Below are 16,845 nucleotides of genomic sequence, written 5' to 3'. Positions count from 1 at the left end.
ATGCTTACCAACCAGCAACTGGCGTTCTATGCGGAACATGGTTATCTCGTGATCGAAAAACTCTTCGATACCGACGAGGTTGTTCGCTCGCTCGCCGCGATCGACACGCTGCTGTCGCCCGCCAATCCCGAGAAGCCGTATGAATTCGAACCCGAGGACGGCGCAACCGTGCGCCGGATCTGGTCGCCGACGCAAAAGCATCCCGCATTCAAGGACATGGCGACTGCCCCGCGCCTGCTCGACTGCATCGAAGGGCTGATTGGCAAGAACGTGCTGTTCCACTACAGCAAGCTCAACATGAAGGGACCGAAAGTCGGCAGTGTCGTCGAATGGCACCAGGACTTCTCCTACTATCCGCACACCAACGCCGATCTCGTCACCGCGCTGATCTTTCTCGACGATGCAAGCGAAGCGAACGGCTGCCTGCGCGTCGTACCCGGGTCGCACCGGCGCGGCCTGCTGTCACACGAGGTCGATGGATTCTTCCGCGGCAAGGTCCACGACGTCGATGAAGCTCGGGCGGTCAGCATCGAGGTGCCAGCCGGCAGCGTCCTGTTCCTGCACTGCCTGACGCTCCATGCATCGGCGCGCAACGTATCGCAGCTGCCGCGCCGCACGTTCCTGCCCGCCTATCGGGCGGCCGATGCATTCCCGATTTACTTCGGACCGCACGCCGCACACAACGAACCGGGTGTCGAACTGTTGCGTGGACAACGTTCGAAAGTCGCGCGGGTCGACCAGGGCACGCATTTGCTGCCGCTCGCCGAACGCGAATTCGGGTCCCTGTACGAGGTGCAGGAAGGTTCTCACCTGCGCAAGGCACTGACGACCATGAAAACGTCCGGCTACGCAGTGACGGCAGCCTCGGGACGCTGAACACGGGAGATCCGATGGACTGGAACGCCTTTTTGGTTCCGGCGCTGCGCGGGCTTGCTCCGTACCGGCCGGGCATCACCGAGGAAAAACTGCGAGCAGAGCGAGGCTTGCACGATATCCACAAGTTCTCGAGCAACGAGTCGCCGTTCCCGCCGCCGCCCGGAGTGCTCGCCGCGATGCAACGCGCGCTCGAGCAATCGAACCGCTATCCGGACAGCGGCGCGCTGCTCGACAAGCTTGCCCGGCACCAGCGGGTTCCGGCCGACATGCTGGCGCTCGGAAACGGCTCGATCGACGTCATCGCATCGCTGGTCCAGGCGTTCGTTCCGGCCGACCGCAACGTCGTGCTGTCCGAGTACGGCTACTGTGCGTATCCGCCGTTCGTCACCACCCAGAGCGCTGCGCTGCGCATCGCGGCAAGCGGGCCGGATTTCGGTCACGACGTCGATCGACTACTCGAACAGGTCGACTCGAACACGCGCATGCTGATCGTTGACAGTCCGACCAACCTATCCGGCCGCTCGCTCACGGCCGCGCAACTTGAGCATCTGATCGCACAGCTCCCGTCCAACGTGCTGCTCGTGCTCGACGAGGCCTACGCGGAATTCGCGGACGACGACGCGCCGCGCGATACCGGGCAGTTGCCGCTATCGCATCCGAACGTCGTCGTCACGCGCACATTCTCGAAAGCATACGGTCTCGCGGGGTTGCGCATCGGATACGCAATCGCCGCTGCGGGCCTGATCGACGCACTGTCGCGGATCCGACCGCCCTTTCCGGTCAGCCGCGTCGCGTTGGCGGGCGCCACGGCGGCGCTCGACGACGAAGCGCATCTGGCCCGTGTGGTCGAGACGACCGCGCGAGGCCGGGCACGTCTCGCTGCTGACCTGCGCACGCTCGGCGCGACGGTCGTCGACAGTTCCGCCAATTTCGTGCTCGCCGACTTCGGTCCGCACGCGGCGCATATCTACGATGCGCTGCTGTCGCACGGCTTCATCACGCGGCAGATGTCTGCCTATCGACTGCCGACGCATCTGCGCATCGCGATCGGCACGCCGGACGAGATCGACCGGCTGGTCGATCTCGTGCGTCGACTCGTCGGGGCACGGACCGGATCGGACGCCAATGGAGTACTCGCATGAACATTCTCATCATCAACAATCTCGCGCAATTCCCGGGCACCGGGCGGTGGGATTTCGACCTGGTGCGCTACGACGAATTCGTCGATCACAGGCAGCATCGGGTCAGCTATCTCGTCAACCGTCGCGGCCGCTCCGCCGTGACCGCCTCTGCCGACAGCTACCGGCTCTATGAGCTCGACCGGCTGGACGACATCGCCGCCTACCGCACGGTCATCGCCGAAATCGTCGGCGCGAGCGGCCCGATCGACCGACTCATCGTCTTTTCGGAGTCGCTTCAGGATCTGGCCGCGCAATTGCGCGCCGAGTTCGATATTCCAGGCAAGAAGCCGGATGAGAACCGGCTGGGACGCGACAAGCTATTGATGAAGCAGAAGGTTCAGGAAGCCGGGCTGCGCACGCCGCGCTACCGGTCCGTGACGTCGACGGAGGTGAGCAGCGCACTCACGTTTGCCGAACATACGGGCTACCCGCTGATCCTGAAGCCGATCGACGGCCAGTCGAGCCACGGTGTGCAGAAAATCTGCGATGCGGTGCAACTGCGCACCGCGATCGCCAACCTGCCGTCCGGCGGCGAGTGGGATCTTGAGGAGTTCGTGGCCGGTACGTTGATGCACGTCGACGGACTCGTCGATCGAAACGGTAACGTAACGCTCGTCGTACCGTCTCGCTACGTCAACACCTGCCTCGATTTCACGGCCGGCGCACCGCTCGGCGCGATCATGCTGGAGCCCGGCACCGCGCTGCACGCCTACGTATCGAAGTTCGCGACTCAATGCGTGACGGCGATCGGACTGCGCGCGTGCCCGTTCCACCTGGAACTCTTCCATACCACCGACGACGAGCTGGTTTTTCTGGAGGTCGGTGCCCGCGTCGGCGGTGCCGACGTGCCGTCGATGATTCACCGCGCGACCGGCATCAACCTGTTTCGTGAGTGGGTCAACATGAGTCTCGACCAACCGGCACAGCTGTATGCACCGACCGGCTCGGTGGGGGCGTGGCTGATGTTCCCGCGGCCGACCTGCCTGCCGCAGCGCGTGCGATCCGTCACGCGGTTCGACGGGCGGCTCGACAGTCTGTATCGGCAACTGGTGCCGAGCGACGGACAGCTGATCGAGCACGAGGATGGCTACTGCTCGCTCCAGTCCGGCCGCTTTCTGTTCGACTCGCCCTCCGGCACGCAGGTCGCGCGCGATGTCGCGCACGTGCTCGAAGCCTTCCGCATCGAAACCACCCAACCGTGAGCTCCGGATCATGAGTACGCCCGCCCTGCTTCTTTTCGCGCATCAGGCCCGCTCTTACGCAGCGCTGGTTCGCACATATACGGAGCGCCTGGGCATCGCGCTCGTCATCCTCAGTTCGCGCGCTCGCGATCCGCGCGACCTCGAACAGATTTCCGCCGTGGGCGCCGCCCGGCTCTGGCACGTCGACGACGACTATCTGAACGACGCGCACGTCGAGGAGACGATGGCGGAGGCACGGGCGGAGAGCTTCGCGATCGTCGCGACGCTCGCCACATTCGAAGGCTACCGATTACTGATGGCGCGCGCCAATCGCCTGCTGGGCGCCACGGACGCCGATCCCGACGCGCTGCGGGTCTGTATGGACAAATTGCAGTGCCGCACGCAGCTCAACGCGCTCAACCTGAGCGGAGCACGCGCTACGCTGCTCGACCACGCGACGCTCCCCGCGCTGCTTGCGAGCGATCGATCATTGTTCGTCAAACCACGTCGCGGCGCCGGTTCGTTCGCCTGCTTCCGGCTCGATGCCGGCTTGACGCTTGCTCGCCTCGACGCGCTGCGCGAGCAGATGCGTGCCGACCTCGCGTTTCGGGCGATCTTCGACGGGCAGTTCGATTTCATCGCCGAAGACTACATCGGCGGCGACGAGTATAGCTTCGAAGTCGTCGCGACCGATGCCCGCAGCTACGTCATCGGCGTACACGCGAAATACCTCGACGACGCTACCGGTACGACGCTCGAGATGGGCAACTCGCTGCCGGCACCCGCCCTGTCCGACGCGCAGCAGCGCGAAGGCGAGCAGTTCATCGAGCAATGCCTCGCCGCGCTGCGCCTCACCGACGGGTGCTACCACATCGAGACCCGCTTCGACGGGCGCGCCGGCCGATGGGACATCATCGAGATCAACGCTCGCATGGGCGGCGCCCTGATCAATCAGAGCGTCGGCGTGTTCACCGGCGGCATCTCGATGCTGGAGCTTTGGGTGCAAGCACTCTGTACCGAACGAACCGCCGCCGGCGCGTGGCACCGGCGCCTGGACGCGCTGCGCGAAAGCACGCGGCGGCGGGCGGGCACGCTCAGCGACGGCACCGTGTTCTTCAGCCGATACGGCGAACGCAATCGCACGCTCGAAGTGCTGTCGATCGACCGGCTGACGCCCGCGCCGGACATCGTCGACATGCCGGTCCGGCCTCACACCCGTCTACCCGATTCCGAACGCGGCATCTTCATCCTGAACGCGCTTTGGAAGGTGCCCGTGTCCGACATCGCGACCCAGGTGCGCGCGCTCTCGGCGATGCTCGACGCGCAGCTCGTCGTTCGCTATTCCGACTCAGCAGTTACCGATGCAGAACCCACACCCCAGGAGAAATCATGAATCGCGTCCAGCATTGCGGCATCGACCATCCGATTCCCTTCTACTCGCTCGCAGACGGCGAAGCTGTCCGTAATCGACTCGATCGCTATCTCGACAAGAAAATGGCCGAATGGGCGGCAACCGTCCCCTACGCGAGCCATCTCGAAGGCAGCAAGCTCGATAGCCAGTGGTATCGCCGTCATACCATCGAGCACGTCTGGCGCATTCGTCTCAGCCGCTCCGCGCACGCCAAGGCTCTCCACGCGATCACGAAGATCTCTCCCGAGGCCGCGCAGCTGTATGCGGAATACCAGGCCGAGGAAATGAATCACGACACGCTGTTCAGGCAAGACTGCAAGGCACTCGGCGTAACCGACGAGGAGTTGTACGCGACCGAGCCATTCCTCGCGACGAGGCTGCTGCAGGGGTTTTTCTACTTCATCGCCGAACACGAGCATCCGATCGGCGTGGTCGCGTCCAGCTACCTGGTCGAATACACGACCGCGAAGCTCACGCCCCGCCAGATCAAGTCGATGAAGGAGACGCTCGGTGAGGACAAGATCAAGGGGCAACTCGCGCACATCAATACGGACGTCGGAGACGATCACGCGGGCGAGATGTGGCGCATCCTGCGCTACCTGATTCGCGAGGAGGCGGACGTCGACAAAGTGCTGCGCTATTTCGACGACATCCAGACCATTCTCGCGCTGTATTTCCGCGAGCTCTTCGAGGCCACAGTCGGCCACCGCGCGGCAGCCTGAGCCACTTTCGACGGAGCGGACATGCATACAGTCATCATCAGCACGACCGGCGAATCGTTCGCGCTGCCGCACGACGCGTATCTGTCGGACGCGGCGGAGCTTCAACTGGGCGGACTGACCTTCGGATGCCGCGCGGGAATGTGCGGCATTTGCGTGATCGAGGTACTGGCGGGCATGGACAATCTTTCGCATCCCGAAGACAAGGAAAGCACGTTTCTCGAATGGCTCGGTCACGACCACGGCGACAAGCGTCTTGCATGCCAGTGCCGGCTGCGCGGCGACGTAACGATTCGACAGTGTTGAGGTCTTGATCGCCATGTTCGATATCGTGATGCTGTCGGGCAGTCCCACCGAGCCGTCGCGCAGTCGGCACCTCCTCCGCATTGCGTCGGAGCGGCTGACTGCGCGCGGCCACCGGGTGCAGTGCATCGACATCCGGCATCTGCCGGCTGGTGCTCTGCTTCATGCCGACTGGAACGATCCCGCCATTCAGGCGGCGCTCGAGGCCGTGCAGCACGCGGCCGCCGTCATCGTCGCGACGCCGCTCTACAAAGCGTCCTATTCCGGTTTATTCAAGGCCTTCCTCGACCTGCTGCCGCAGGCGGCTTTCGCAAACAAGCCGGTGCTGCCGTTCGCGACCGGCGGCAGTCTCGCCCATCTGCTTGCACTCGACTATGCACTCAAACCGGTGCTCACCGCGCTCGGCGCGCGGCACGTGCTCGACAACGTGTTCGCCACCGAAGCCGACATCGCGCGCGTCGACGGCGAATACCGGATCGCAGCGCCGCTCGCGCAGCGCTTGCACGGCGCGGTGGAATCGCTGATGCACGTGCTCGACGAACGTGCGGCGCTTACCCGTCTCGGCACTCTCGCGGCGAGCGAACGAACGGAGATAGCCGTCAACCCGTAGCGGCGCAGTCGACGGATTCGCACATGCGAGCCGGTGTTACCGCTTCATGCACGTGCTCGCTCATCCCGACTCGCTCGCGGTCGTCCGCGGCCAGAACCTCGCGCGCGCGATTGACCAGTTCCTCGGACAGCGTCTCGCAGACCGGGGGGGCCGCGCGCCATCGATGCCAGTACAACGGCACAGGAAGCGGCATGTCGTGTCGCACGTCGACGAGCCGGCCGTCTTCGAGAAACGGCAGCACCGTCTGCTCCGGCAGCATGCCGTATCCCAGGCCGGACTGGATCGTCTTGAGCTGCGACGCGATCGACGGCAGCAAGTTTCTTCGATAGCGGCCGACGCTCACGCCGAATGCCGCCTCGAAATACCGTTCGAGCAGCGCCGTGCGTCTGCCGACCTCGACCGCCGGAGCCAACGATGCAGCGTGGAGATTGAAGCCTTTCTCGAAATGGCGCTCGATGAAGGCCGAACTCGCGACACATCGATAGATCATTGCGCCGAGCGGTACGGCAATGCAGCCCTGGACTGGCCTCGACACCGTCGACACGCTGCCGATGATTTCACCACGCGCCAGCGCCGGAAAGGCCGGGTCCGCATCGTCGACAACGACTTCCAGTTCGAGCACGTTGCGCTCGATAATCCGGTGCGCGACCCGGCCGAACCATGCATCGATTGAATACGCATCGACGCCGACCGCGAGTTGCATGCCGCCCCGATTGCCACGACGGTCGATCTGGCTGAACGTATCGGCTTCGAGCAGACGCACCGCCGTGGTGTGCTTGAACAGAACTTCGCCCACCGGCGTCAGTGCCAGCGGCTTGCTGCGGACCAGCAGGGCCGCCGCCAATGCATCCTCCAGCGCCTTGATGCGTTGCGAGATGGCGGCCCTCGTAATATTCAGCCGTTCCGCCGCACGCTCGAAACTCCTCGTTTCGACGACGACGGCAAAAGCTTCGAGTTGTTGTCGATCTAGCACTGAAATCCCCTACCAAACTTCAAGCAAGTGATCCGTCCGCTCAACAGCGCGCGCGGGACGAAGGATTGCCCTCTCGTATCGCGCACGAAGAGGGGTTGAGTACCGCGCACTTGCCGTTTCGCCGCGATGCGGCACGACGACCCGTCATGCCGGGGATTAATCCAGCGGACTCTCCGTTTACCGAGGACGATCTCCGGCGATTCGACAAGGAGGCGGTAAGCCAACCTCAAATGGGATTAAGAATATTTATTTGATGAGTAACCTGCATAATTTCAAGTCACGGAGCCCATCTTACGTCTTTTTAAAAATCGTATTCACTGGCAGTTTTAACAGCTCGCTCGAAGGCTAATGCCAAAGCAGGTTATATCCAGAATGAAGATGTTTCAATCGCACGACAACCGATTTCCGCTTTAATTGGAAACAATGCTCAATCCACGCGCCGCCAGACGGAAATCGGCACATCGCCATTCGGTCGCGGCGTTACGCGATAACTCAATTCATTCCCTTTCAATTCGTAATTCCTTTTCTGTTCCTGTCCTACCCAATTCGGGAACGACGAGTTTTTGATGTGAAACGTCAGCGTGCCCTCTGCCGGATCGATCGTGATTGAACCGTAATGCGTGCTTGATCCCAGCACTGCATCTCGATACTCGTCGGGCGTGCCCTTGCTTTTGTCATTCGACGAAAAGCGCGGCCGTTCCGATTTGAAGATCTGCAGCGAATAATTTCCGCTCGTGTCGATCAACAGCAAGCCCTTCGGATCGGCACCATAGTCGCGGCCACGCGTCCCATCGGGATGTTGAACGTCGGCGGCGACGAGTGTCCAGGTACCTGCGAGCGACGGCGCAGCGGACGCGCCGGCCGGAATGATCGATGCGGCCAGTAGCAAGCCAGGGATACCTTGTCTGAGTATCGAACCGATGTTCATGGTCACTCCTTAGATGAAAGATTTGAAAGACACACCGCCTATATCGGCAACGGAATCCGCATCCATCCCGGTCGGGGGAGATGGTCGAGTTGATGGTAGCTGCGAAAATGTGCGATAAATACGATAATTCGAAACGGACCCATAAGAGAAACGACATCATGACCGTTCCTAATCTCGACATGGACGCGCTGCGCACACTGCTCGCTGCCGACCGGCTCGGCAGCCTCAATCGCGCCGCGGACCGGATCGGCCGCTCGCAATCCGCGGTCAGCCAGCAGATGCGCAAGCTCGAAACGCAGATCGGCCAGCCGCTATTTCGTCGCCAGGGGCGCGGCCTCGTCCCGACGGAGGCGGGTGATCTGATGTTGTCGTATGCACGCCGCATCCTGGAATTGAATGACGAGGCCGTGCAAGCGATCCGCGGCTCGGCGATCGAAGGCGCGGTTCGCTTTGGTCTGCCCGGAGACTTCGCCGAATCGTGGCTGCCCACCGCGCTCGGCCAGTTCAAACGCACACATCCTGCGGTGCGCGTGGAAATCGTGGTCGAACGCAACGGACAATTGCTCGAGCGGCTCGACGCAGGCGAACTTGACGTCGTGCTCGCGATGGGTGCCGAAAGCCGTGCCGACGCCGAGCACCTGATCACCCTGCCGATGGCGTGGATCGGGCCGGCCGGCCTCGACATCCGTCCGCCATCCGGCAAGCCGCTCGATCTTGCGCTGTACAAGTCGCCCTGCATGTTCCGCAAGGCCGGCACGAGCGCGCTGGACAACGCAGGTATCCCGTGGCGACTTGCCTATACGACAGGCAGCCTGCAAAGCCTGTGGGCGGGCGTCGCGGGCGGGCTGGGGATCACGCTGAGGACGATGGCCGGCGTCCCGCCGACGCTACGCCGGCTGGGCGAACGGGACGGCCTGCCGCCGCTGCCGTCGGTCGAGCTGTGCATCCACTCGGGCGATCTCGACGCGTCGGCGGCGCTCGTCAGTCTGAAGCGCGTCGTGGTCGACAATCTGATCGCGAATCTTGCCGATGCACGACGTGCCGCGTAGCGCGATCGCAACCCTAGCCCACAAAACCGTGCCACTTGGACCAGTAGGTCATGTCATGAAGCGGCTCAGTCGCGGCGCGGCACCAACAACCTGTCGCACCGCGACTGCAACCACCGCCCATAAGGCGCGCAGCAGCCCCGTTCCACGCTCCGCCCCAGCGACTCCCCAACAGCCTATCGCTTGTTTTCGCCGAATACAGGCTACGATTTGTATCTTGCAAATACATTCGATAGACTGTATTTACCCATTACAAGCGATCGCCTGTCATTCCGCGGAGAGCCCATGGCATTCCCTGTCCAGACCTTGCCCCAATTGCGCCCGATCCTCGTCGGCTTCCGAAAGGCAGCTGGGCTCACGCAGGCGCAACTCGCGGCCCGCCTCGGCGTCACGCAGCAGTCGTACGCGCAGCTCGAGGCCAATCCCTCGGCAGTCAGCATGGAACGGCTTTTCAAGGTGCTGAATGTGCTCGGCGTGCGCGTGACGCTCGAGCCCGGCGACGCTGCGGCGCCCGCACCTTCCGCGTCCGCGCCCGAGCCGACATCGCCGCCGTCTGGGCGGCGCTCGTCCGGCTCGTCAAACCGGTCCGCTCAGCCCGCCCCGGCGCCGGCCGCCGCGAAAGCCACGCGTGCGGCCACGCGCAAGCAGCCTGCCGCGGCCGCACCGCGCAAAGCGCGTGACGCCGGCCGCGAGGACTGGTGACGATGGTTCGCCGCCCCCGCCACGACCGCCTCGACCTATGGATGAACGGCATTCCGGTCGGTTACTGGGAAATTCGACGCGGCGTCGAACGCCTCGTCTACCTGCCAACCTGGATCGACGATCCGCAGGGCCGGCCGTTGTCCCTGTCGCTGCCATTCACGCCGGGCAACCAGCCGCATCAGGGCGCGACCGTCGCCGACTACTTCGACAACCTGCTGCCCGACAGCCAGCCGATCCGCCGCCGCATCGCGCAGCGTTATCGGCTGGCGTCCACGGCGCCGTTCGAACTGCTCGCGTCGATCGGCCGTGACTGCGTCGGCGCGCTGCAATTGCTGCCGCCCGGCGAGACGCCGCTGGACCTCGAATCGATCGACGGCACGGTGCTCGACGAAGCGGCCGTGGCCGGCGTACTGCGCGACGCGACCGCCGCACCGCTGCCGGGCCATGCCGAATCGGGCGGCGAATTGCGCCTGTCGATCGCCGGCGCGCAGGAAAAGACCGCGCTGCTGCGTCAAGGCAACCGCTGGATGCTGCCGTCGGGCAGCACGCCCACCACTCATATCTTCAAGCTGCCGCTGGGCCGCGTCGGCAACATGCAGGCCGACATGCGGACGTCGGTCGAAAATGAATGGCTGTGCTCGAAGATCGTCGCCGCTTACGGCTTGCCGGTGGCCGCCTGCGACATCGGCCGGTTCGACGATCAGAAGGCGCTGGTGGTCGAGCGCTTCGATCGCAGACCGTCCCGCAACCGCACATGGATCCTGCGGCTGCCGCAAGAGGACATGTGCCAGGCTACCGGCACGCCGTCGGGCATGAAATACGAATCCGACGGCGGTCCGGGCATCGCGGCGATCATGGGCATCCTCGCGAATTCCGCCGCCGCGCAGGACCGGATGAACTTCTTCGTCACGCAGCTGGTGTTCTGGGTACTCGCGGCCATCGACGGCCACGCGAAGAACTTCAGCATCGCGCACTTGCCGGGGAACACGTATCGCAGCACGCCGCTGTATGACGTGTTGTCCGCGCATCCGATCATCGGGACGCGCCGCAACCAGCTGTCGCCGCGGCGCGCACGGCTCGCGATGGCCGTGTGCGGGAAGAATCGTCATTACGTGATCGGCGACATCCGGCCGCGTCACTGGATCGCGCAAGGCAGCCGCGTCGGGCTGACCGAGGACGACGTGCGCGCAGCCATGGCCGACGTGGCGGCACGCACGGAAGCGGTGATCGCCGACGTCGCGTCGCACATTCCGGCGGATTTCCCGATGGATGTGGCCGACGCGATCTTCGACGGGATGCGCGCTCAGGCGCGCAAGCTGCAGGCGGCCGACTAGGCCGCCTGCACACCACGCAGCGTGCGCAGAATACGTCCGCACCCGTGGTCCGCACGATGGTCGCCGCCGTGCTCATGCAGCTGCGTGCCCGGCACGGAGCCCGTCGTACTCGATCCTGCGCTCGGCCGAGCGGCGATCGGGACCACGGCCGCTACTGCGCAACCGCACGACTGGCGCCTGATCAATGCAATGCGCAAACGGCGCGAAGCGGCATGCCGCCGCGTACTCGCGTCCGCCGCTCCCTGAAAGCACCGCCGCGGCTGCCGCCCTGCTTGCGGCGGCCGCGCCTAAGCAATCCGCCGTACCGCTCAGCCGGCGTCGCGGGCGCGCGCCAGCGCGGCGAGGTTTCCTTCGCCGAACCCGTGATGCCCCTGACGCTGCACGATCTCGAAGAAGATCTCGCCGGGCCGGCGTTTGACGAAGGTCTGGAAGAACAGGCGCGGCACGCCGTCGGCGCCGATTTCGCCATCGACCAGCACCGCGCAGCGGCGCAACGCGTCGAGATCGACGCCGTGCCCCGGCAGTCGCGCATCGACTTCGTCGTAATAGCGCGCAGGCGGCTCGACGAAGTCGACGCCGTTCGCGCGCAGCGCATCGACGCTCGCGACGATATCGTCGGTCGCGAGCGCGATGTGCTGCACGCCCTCACCGGGATGATCGGGCAGATACGCGTGCATCAGCTCGGTGCGGCGCGTGCCCTCCTCGTAGACCGGAATCCGCACCGCGCCGCAGGGCGACACCATCACGCGCGATTCCTCCGACACGTGCCAGTGCGCGTCGATCTCGTGGATTTCGCGAAAGTGGAGCAGGTCGTGGTAGAAGTCGAGCCACTCGCGCATGCGCCCCGCGCCGACCGTCTGCGTGAAGTGGTCGACCTGTTGCAGCCCGGTGCCCTCGCAGTGGAGATCGGCGTGCGCGGTCGCGATGTCGATCGGCCGGAAATCGATGTCGAAGATCGAGATGTCGCCGACGCCGCCGCGCTGACCGTCGCGCCCGCGCCAGCGATCGACGAAGTACAGGTGCGAATCGCCGATGCCCTGGATCGCCGGAATCTTCAGTTCGCCGACGCCGACCCGCTCGCCCTCGAACGCCCACGCCCCCAGCTCGATCGCACGCTCGAACGCACGCCGGGCGCTTGCCACGCGCAGCCCGATCGCGCACACGCCCATCCCGTACTCCTCCGCATAGCGAGCGGCGAATGAATCGGGCTCCGCATTGATCAGGAACTGCATCTGTCCTTGCCGGTACAGTGTGACGTTCTTGCTGACATGGCGCGCGACAGCCTTGAACCCGAGTTGCTCGAAGCGCTGCGCGAGCGCGTCCGGCACCGGCGCCGCGAACTCGACGAATTCGAGTCCGGCCATCCCGAGCGGATTGGCGGCCGGATCGGCAACGGGCGGCGTATCGCTGGACAGTGGGTGAGAATTGCCGGGCATTCCAGTCTCCGGAGGCATGCGGTCGGTGAGTACGCCCGACCTGCGCGGCGCCCGCCGGCCGATGCGACGGCCGAGGTCCGCCCGAGTCGGGCAAGGTTTCGATGGTCGAGATTTTAACCAGATCGTTCACGGCGGCACACCCCGGCCGTTCGGCCAGCCGGTGGCGCGTCTAGTGCAAACCCGCAAAGCGTCCGATAATCGCACATCGAAGAACGATAATCGCGCAAATCTCCCGATCGGCCAATTGCCGCCGTGTGGCGCGCGCCCTATTCTCGGTTCACCCAATCATCTCAATGCAGCATCGGACGCGGCGCCGCCGCGAATCACGATGCGCGATGCCAGGAGACACCGTCGTGACCCCAACTTTCGACACCCTCGACACCGCTGCCGGCGAGCGCGCCCGCAGCCAGGCCCGCAAGGCGGCGATCGGCAGCTTTGTCGGCGCCGTCGTCGACTGGTACGACTTCCTGCTGTATGGAATCGTCGCCGCGCTGGTCTTCAATTCCGCGTTCTTCCCGAAGGTCAGCCCGACGATGGGCACGCTCGCGGCGTTTGCGACCTTCGGCGTCGGCTTCCTGTTCCGTCCGCTCGGCGGCGTCGTGTTCGGCCATTACGGCGACCGGCTCGGCCGCAAGCGGATGCTGGTGCTCACCGTGATGCTGATGGGGCTGTCGACCGTCGCGATCGGCCTCCTGCCCGGCTTCGCGACGATCGGCTGGTGGGCGCCGGTGCTGCTCGTGACGATGCGCGCGATCCAGGGCTTCGCGGTCGGCGGCGAATGGGGCGGCGCGGCGCTGATGGCCGTCGAAAGCGCGCCGAAGCAGAAGAAGGCGTTCTACAGCAGCGGCGTGCAGGTCGGCTACGGCGTCGGGCTGGTGCTGGCCACGGGCATCGTGTCGATCCTGAGCCACACGCTCGGCGACGCCGCGTTCAAGTCGTGGGGCTGGCGGCTGCCGTTCCTGTTCAGCATCGTGCTGGTTCTGATCGGACTGTGGGTGCGCAAGAGCATGGACGAGTCGCAGGAGTTCGTCGAGAAGGTCGAGCACGGCAACCGCAAGCTGCGCCTGCCGGTGCTCGAAGCGCTGACGCGCCATCCGAAGGCGTTCCTGCTGATCGTCGCGCTGCGGCTGGCCGAGCTGTTCACGATGTACATCGTCACCGCGTTCGCGCTCAGCTATTCGACGTCGAACCTCGGCATGTCGCGCGACCTGTTCCTGAGCATCGGCCTGCTGGTCGGCACGGTGAGCTGCGTGACGATCCCGAGCTTCGCGTGGCTCGCCGATCGCTTCGGCCTGCGCCGCATCTATCTGACCGGCGCGCTGATCGGGCTCGCATCGGCGGTGCCGTTCTTCCTCGCGCTGGAGTCGCGCTCGGTCGCGTGGATCGTCGTGTTCTCGATCCTGCTCGCCAATGCCGCGCACGACATGGTGGTCAGCGTCCAGCAGCCGCTCTTCACCGAGTTGTTCGGCGCCGAGTACCGTTACAGCGGCGCGGGCGTCGGCTATCAGTTCGCGAGCGTCGTCGGCGGCGGCTTCACGCCGTTCATCGCGGTGGCGCTGGTCAGCTTCGCGGGCGGCGCGTGGCATCTCGTCGCCGGCTATCTCGCCGTGGGTTGCCTGATCTCGCTGGTCGTCGCCGCGCGGATGCGGGTGACCCAATGACGCCATGAGCGTCATGGCCGGCCCGGCATCGGCCGGCCATATGGGCCCGGCCATGCGCGGCGCGGCGCCCGGCCGACCTGCAGCCGCGCGTCGCGCCTGCAGCCAACGTCAAACACGGTCAAGCCCCCCACGCGCACGCCCCTTTTCCGTGCCGAACATTCCACGCCGGTCGCCGACCAATGGCATCATATGGGCCTACGTCAGTCACCGATACGCCCCCATATCATGTCGAATCTCATCGTCCACGGCGGCACCCCGCTGCGCGGGGACATCAAGCCGTCCGCGAACAAGAACGCCGTCCTTCCGATCCTGTGCGCCACCCTGTTGACCGATCAGCCGCTGCGTCTCGTCGGTGTGCCGGACATCACCGACGTGCGCAAGATCCTCGACATCTTCCGCACGCTCGGCAGCGACGTGTCGGTCGACTTCGCGACGGGCATCCTCGAGCTGCACCACCGCAACACGACGTTCGATCCGGCCGTCCACCGGTTGCCGGAGGCGATGCGCTCGTCGATCATGCTGATTCCGCCGCTGCTCGCGCGCTTCGGCGTCGCGCGGCTCGAAAACGACGTGAAGGGCTGCACGCTCGGCGTGCGCGAAATCGACCCGCACGTCGAGGTGTTCGAGCGCTTCGGCGCGCACATCGAGCGCACGCCCGATTCGCTGATCGTCCGCGCCGACGGCCCGTTGACGGCCAACGATCATTGGCTCGACTACGCATCGGTGACGACCACCGAAAACTTCGCGCTGTGCGCGACGGCGGCCAGCGGCACCTCCACGCTGATGAACGCGGCGTCGGAGCCGCACGTGCAGGAGTTCTGCCAGTTCCTCGCGATGATCGGCGTCGCGATCGACGGGCTCGGCACCTCGCGGCTGTGCGTGACGGGCGGCGGCAAGCTCGGCGGCGGCGAGTTCCGTTTCGCCGAGGACTTCCACGAGATCGCGACGTTCCTCGCGCTCGGCGCGATCACCGGCGGCGACATCACGGTGCGCAATTCGTCGCCCGAGCATTTCCCGCTGATCGACCGCACCTTCGCGAAGTTCGGCGTGACCGTCACGCACCGCGACGGCTGGTCGCGCGCGGAACGCGACGGCCCGCTGCGCGTGCGGCGTCCGTTTACGCAGAACATCCTCACGAAGGTCGAAGCCGCGCCGTGGCCGTACCTGCCGGTCGACCTGCTGCCGATCTTCATCGCGCTCGGCGTGCGCGCCGAAGGCAGCGCGATGTTCTGGAACAAGGTCTACGACGGCGCGCTCGGCTGGTCCGGCGAGCTGTCGAAGTTCGGCGCGCACGTGCTGCTGTCGGACCCGCACCGGCTCATCACGTTCGGCGGGCTGACGCTGACGCCGGCGCGCGTCGAAAGCCCGTACATCATCCGCGTCGCGATCGCGCTGCTGATGGTGGCCGCGAGCATCGAAGGCCGCTCGGAAATCATGAACGCGCTGCCGATCCGTCGTGCCCATCCGCACTTCGTCGAAAACCTGCGTTCGGTCGGCGCGAACGTCGAGTGGACGAGCAGCGAGTAACGGCATCCCGGATGCGGCGCACGCCGCATCCGATGCTTCGTGCCCATCCCGCCGCGTCGCTGCGGCGTCCTCCATCGCAAGCCGTCGACCGCATCGACCGCCTCGCCTCCCAGCCGCGCATTCGCACGATGATCGCCGGCCCGGGCGCGGCGACCGCACGCGCCCCACTCCGCCCTCGACGATGAAAAAGCCCGAACTCGACCGACGCGACTGGATTGCCGGCCTGGAAAAAGGCCTGATGATTCTGGAGGCATTCGACAGTCAGCATGCACGGATGACGCCTACCCAGGCTGCCGCGCGCACCGGCCTCACGCGTACGGCCGCGCGCCGCTACCTGCTGACGCTCGAATCGCTCGGCTACGTGTACACCGACGGCAAGCTCTACGGGCTGACGCCGCGCGTGCTGCGGGTCGGCTGGTCATACTTCGACTCGGCACGCCTGCCGCGCATGGTCCAGCCGTATCTGCAGCAACTGAGCGCGTCGCTGAACGAATCGGCGTACGTGAGCGTGCTCGACGGCTGGGAACTCGTGTTCATCGCCCGCAACGGCGTGTCGCGCGTGATGACGACCGGCTTCGTGCTCGGCGCGCGCGTGCCGGCGCCGCTGACGTCGCCGGGCGTCGTGCTGCTCGCCCATCATCCCGACCGCGAGGCCGTGCGCGCGTGGCTCGACGGCACCGAACTGGCGCCGTTCACGCCGCACACGATCACGAACAAGGCGCGCCTGCTCGAACAGGTCGACCACGCGCGCGACGCGGGCTTCGCGGTGATCGAGCAGCAATTGCAGGTGGGCGTGCGCGGCATCGCGGTGCCGCTGAAGAATCGTCACGGCGAAGTGGTCGCCGCATTGAGCACCAACATGCCGATCGCCGGCGAATCGACCGACGCGGCGGTGCGGCGCGTGCTTCCGCATCTGCAGGAAACGGCGCTCGCGATGCTCAACGTGCTGTAGCGGCG

General features: G+C 65.3%; 16 protein-coding genes. 13 read left to right on the top strand and 3 right to left on the bottom strand.

Annotated features, from left to right (window positions below; genetic code table 11):
• From C3Y15_RS11205 to ssuE, 7 genes are read left to right on the top strand one after another with little or no spacing between them, the layout of a single operon-like run.
• Positions 1–876, top strand: coding sequence for a phytanoyl-CoA dioxygenase family protein (locus tag C3Y15_RS11205; RefSeq protein WP_011882218.1), 876 nt, complete (start codon positions 1–3; stop codon positions 874–876).
• A gap of 14 nt (positions 877–890) precedes the next feature.
• The gene (gene hisC / locus C3Y15_RS11200; RefSeq protein ID WP_034193541.1) at positions 891–2,018 is read left to right on the top strand and encodes a histidinol-phosphate transaminase; all 1,128 of its coding nucleotides are present in this window, start codon (positions 891–893) and stop codon (positions 2,016–2,018) included.
• Entirely contained in the window at positions 2,015–3,259 is a 1,245-nt protein-coding gene (locus C3Y15_RS11195) for an ATP-grasp domain-containing protein (RefSeq protein WP_059474891.1), read from the top strand. Before hisC ends, C3Y15_RS11195 begins: the two co-directional genes overlap by 4 nt.
• A 10-nt stretch (positions 3,260–3,269) precedes the next feature.
• Positions 3,270–4,631, top strand: a complete 1,362-nt coding sequence (locus C3Y15_RS11190; RefSeq protein WP_059894984.1) for an ATP-grasp domain-containing protein — start codon at positions 3,270–3,272, stop codon at positions 4,629–4,631.
• On the top strand, positions 4,628–5,371 hold the full coding sequence (locus C3Y15_RS11185; RefSeq protein ID WP_011882214.1) for an iron-containing redox enzyme family protein: 744 nt from the start codon (positions 4,628–4,630) through the stop codon (positions 5,369–5,371). Before C3Y15_RS11190 ends, C3Y15_RS11185 begins: the two co-directional genes overlap by 4 nt.
• A 21-nt stretch (positions 5,372–5,392) precedes the next feature.
• Positions 5,393–5,674, top strand: a complete 282-nt coding sequence (locus C3Y15_RS11180) for a 2Fe-2S iron-sulfur cluster-binding protein (protein ID WP_011882213.1) — start codon at positions 5,393–5,395, stop codon at positions 5,672–5,674.
• Between the two features lie 13 nt (positions 5,675–5,687).
• The gene (gene ssuE, locus C3Y15_RS11175; RefSeq protein WP_011882212.1) at positions 5,688–6,281 is read left to right on the top strand and encodes an NADPH-dependent FMN reductase; all 594 of its coding nucleotides are present in this window, start codon (positions 5,688–5,690) and stop codon (positions 6,279–6,281) included.
• Here ssuE and C3Y15_RS11170 read toward each other — a convergent pair.
• Both C3Y15_RS11170 and C3Y15_RS11165 read right to left on the bottom strand, forming a co-directional pair.
• A complete protein-coding gene (locus C3Y15_RS11170; RefSeq protein ID WP_014724891.1) occupies positions 6,271–7,254 on the bottom strand; it encodes an HTH-type transcriptional regulator ArgP in 984 nt (327 codons plus the stop codon). The two genes, ssuE and C3Y15_RS11170, sit on opposite strands and share 11 nt — an antisense overlap.
• A gap of 427 nt (positions 7,255–7,681) precedes the next feature.
• Positions 7,682–8,182, bottom strand: coding sequence for a lipocalin-like domain-containing protein (locus tag C3Y15_RS11165; protein ID WP_034193539.1), 501 nt, complete (start codon positions 8,180–8,182; stop codon positions 7,682–7,684).
• A 158-nt stretch (positions 8,183–8,340) separates the two neighbouring features.
• Here C3Y15_RS11165 and C3Y15_RS11160 point away from each other — a divergent pair, with 158 nt between their 5' ends.
• The 3 genes from C3Y15_RS11160 (at position 8,341) to C3Y15_RS11150 (ending at position 11,264) form a co-directional block, all read left to right on the top strand.
• Complete coding sequence (locus tag C3Y15_RS11160) at positions 8,341–9,231, top strand: LysR substrate-binding domain-containing protein (protein ID WP_014724893.1); 891 nt, start codon at positions 8,341–8,343, stop codon at positions 9,229–9,231.
• A 282-nt stretch (positions 9,232–9,513) separates the two neighbouring features.
• Positions 9,514–9,930 (top strand): helix-turn-helix transcriptional regulator, encoded by a 417-nt coding sequence (locus tag C3Y15_RS11155; protein WP_046426541.1) that lies wholly within the window; start codon positions 9,514–9,516, stop codon positions 9,928–9,930.
• Positions 9,931–9,932: 2 nt separating this feature from the next.
• Complete coding sequence (locus C3Y15_RS11150) at positions 9,933–11,264, top strand: type II toxin-antitoxin system HipA family toxin (RefSeq protein WP_069240210.1); 1,332 nt, start codon at positions 9,933–9,935, stop codon at positions 11,262–11,264.
• A gap of 308 nt (positions 11,265–11,572) precedes the next feature.
• Here C3Y15_RS11150 and C3Y15_RS11145 read toward each other — a convergent pair whose 3' ends face one another.
• The gene (locus tag C3Y15_RS11145; RefSeq protein WP_011882206.1) at positions 11,573–12,700 is read right to left on the bottom strand and encodes a VOC family protein; all 1,128 of its coding nucleotides are present in this window, start codon (positions 12,698–12,700) and stop codon (positions 11,573–11,575) included.
• A 353-nt stretch (positions 12,701–13,053) separates the two neighbouring features.
• Between C3Y15_RS11145 and shiA the strand changes: the two genes are divergently transcribed.
• The 3 genes from shiA (at position 13,054) to C3Y15_RS11125 (ending at position 16,840) form a co-directional block, all read left to right on the top strand.
• A complete protein-coding gene (shiA, locus tag C3Y15_RS11135; protein WP_011882205.1) occupies positions 13,054–14,361 on the top strand; it encodes a shikimate transporter in 1,308 nt (435 codons plus the stop codon).
• A gap of 225 nt (positions 14,362–14,586) precedes the next feature.
• Positions 14,587–15,888 carry a UDP-N-acetylglucosamine 1-carboxyvinyltransferase gene (locus tag C3Y15_RS11130; RefSeq protein ID WP_059474895.1) on the top strand — a complete coding sequence of 434 codons (1,302 nt, stop codon included), beginning with the start codon at positions 14,587–14,589 and terminating at the stop codon, positions 15,886–15,888.
• Between the two features lie 181 nt (positions 15,889–16,069).
• Positions 16,070–16,840, top strand: a complete 771-nt coding sequence (locus C3Y15_RS11125; protein ID WP_011882203.1) for an IclR family transcriptional regulator C-terminal domain-containing protein — start codon at positions 16,070–16,072, stop codon at positions 16,838–16,840.
• Positions 16,841–16,845 lie beyond the last annotated feature (5 nt).

The organism is Burkholderia sp. B10 (assembly GCF_004368385.1).
Taxonomy (GTDB): Bacteria; Pseudomonadota; Gammaproteobacteria; order Burkholderiales; family Burkholderiaceae; genus Burkholderia; species Burkholderia vietnamiensis.
The sequence above is the reverse complement of the archived record's forward strand: the minus strand, read 5'-3'. Positions and strand labels throughout refer to the sequence as shown.

What these genes read in the sequence shown, in the direction of transcription:
- C3Y15_RS11155 (WP_046426541.1), top strand. Translation starts at nt 9,514, where the DNA reads ATGGCATTCCCTGTCCAGACCTTGCCCCAATTGCGCCCGATCCTCGTC.
- C3Y15_RS11150 (WP_069240210.1), top strand. Translation starts at nt 9,933, where the DNA reads ATGGTTCGCCGCCCCCGCCACGACCGCCTCGACCTATGGATGAACGGC.
- hisC (WP_034193541.1), top strand. Translation starts at nt 891, where the DNA reads ATGGACTGGAACGCCTTTTTGGTTCCGGCGCTGCGCGGGCTTGCTCCG.
- C3Y15_RS11195 (WP_059474891.1), top strand. Translation starts at nt 2,015, where the DNA reads ATGAACATTCTCATCATCAACAATCTCGCGCAATTCCCGGGCACCGGG.
- C3Y15_RS11125 (WP_011882203.1), top strand. Translation starts at nt 16,070, where the DNA reads ATGAAAAAGCCCGAACTCGACCGACGCGACTGGATTGCCGGCCTGGAA.
- C3Y15_RS11185 (WP_011882214.1), top strand. Translation starts at nt 4,628, where the DNA reads ATGAATCGCGTCCAGCATTGCGGCATCGACCATCCGATTCCCTTCTAC.
- C3Y15_RS11180 (WP_011882213.1), top strand. Translation starts at nt 5,393, where the DNA reads ATGCATACAGTCATCATCAGCACGACCGGCGAATCGTTCGCGCTGCCG.
- C3Y15_RS11205 (WP_011882218.1), top strand. Translation starts at nt 1, where the DNA reads ATGCTTACCAACCAGCAACTGGCGTTCTATGCGGAACATGGTTATCTC.
- C3Y15_RS11165 (WP_034193539.1), bottom strand. Translation starts at nt 8,182, where the DNA reads ATGAACATCGGTTCGATACTCAGACAAGGTATCCCTGGCTTGCTACTG.
- ssuE (WP_011882212.1), top strand. Translation starts at nt 5,688, where the DNA reads ATGTTCGATATCGTGATGCTGTCGGGCAGTCCCACCGAGCCGTCGCGC.
- C3Y15_RS11130 (WP_059474895.1), top strand. Translation starts at nt 14,587, where the DNA reads ATGTCGAATCTCATCGTCCACGGCGGCACCCCGCTGCGCGGGGACATC.
- C3Y15_RS11190 (WP_059894984.1), top strand. Translation starts at nt 3,270, where the DNA reads ATGAGTACGCCCGCCCTGCTTCTTTTCGCGCATCAGGCCCGCTCTTAC.
- C3Y15_RS11160 (WP_014724893.1), top strand. Translation starts at nt 8,341, where the DNA reads ATGACCGTTCCTAATCTCGACATGGACGCGCTGCGCACACTGCTCGCT.
- C3Y15_RS11145 (WP_011882206.1), bottom strand. Translation starts at nt 12,700, where the DNA reads ATGCCCGGCAATTCTCACCCACTGTCCAGCGATACGCCGCCCGTTGCC.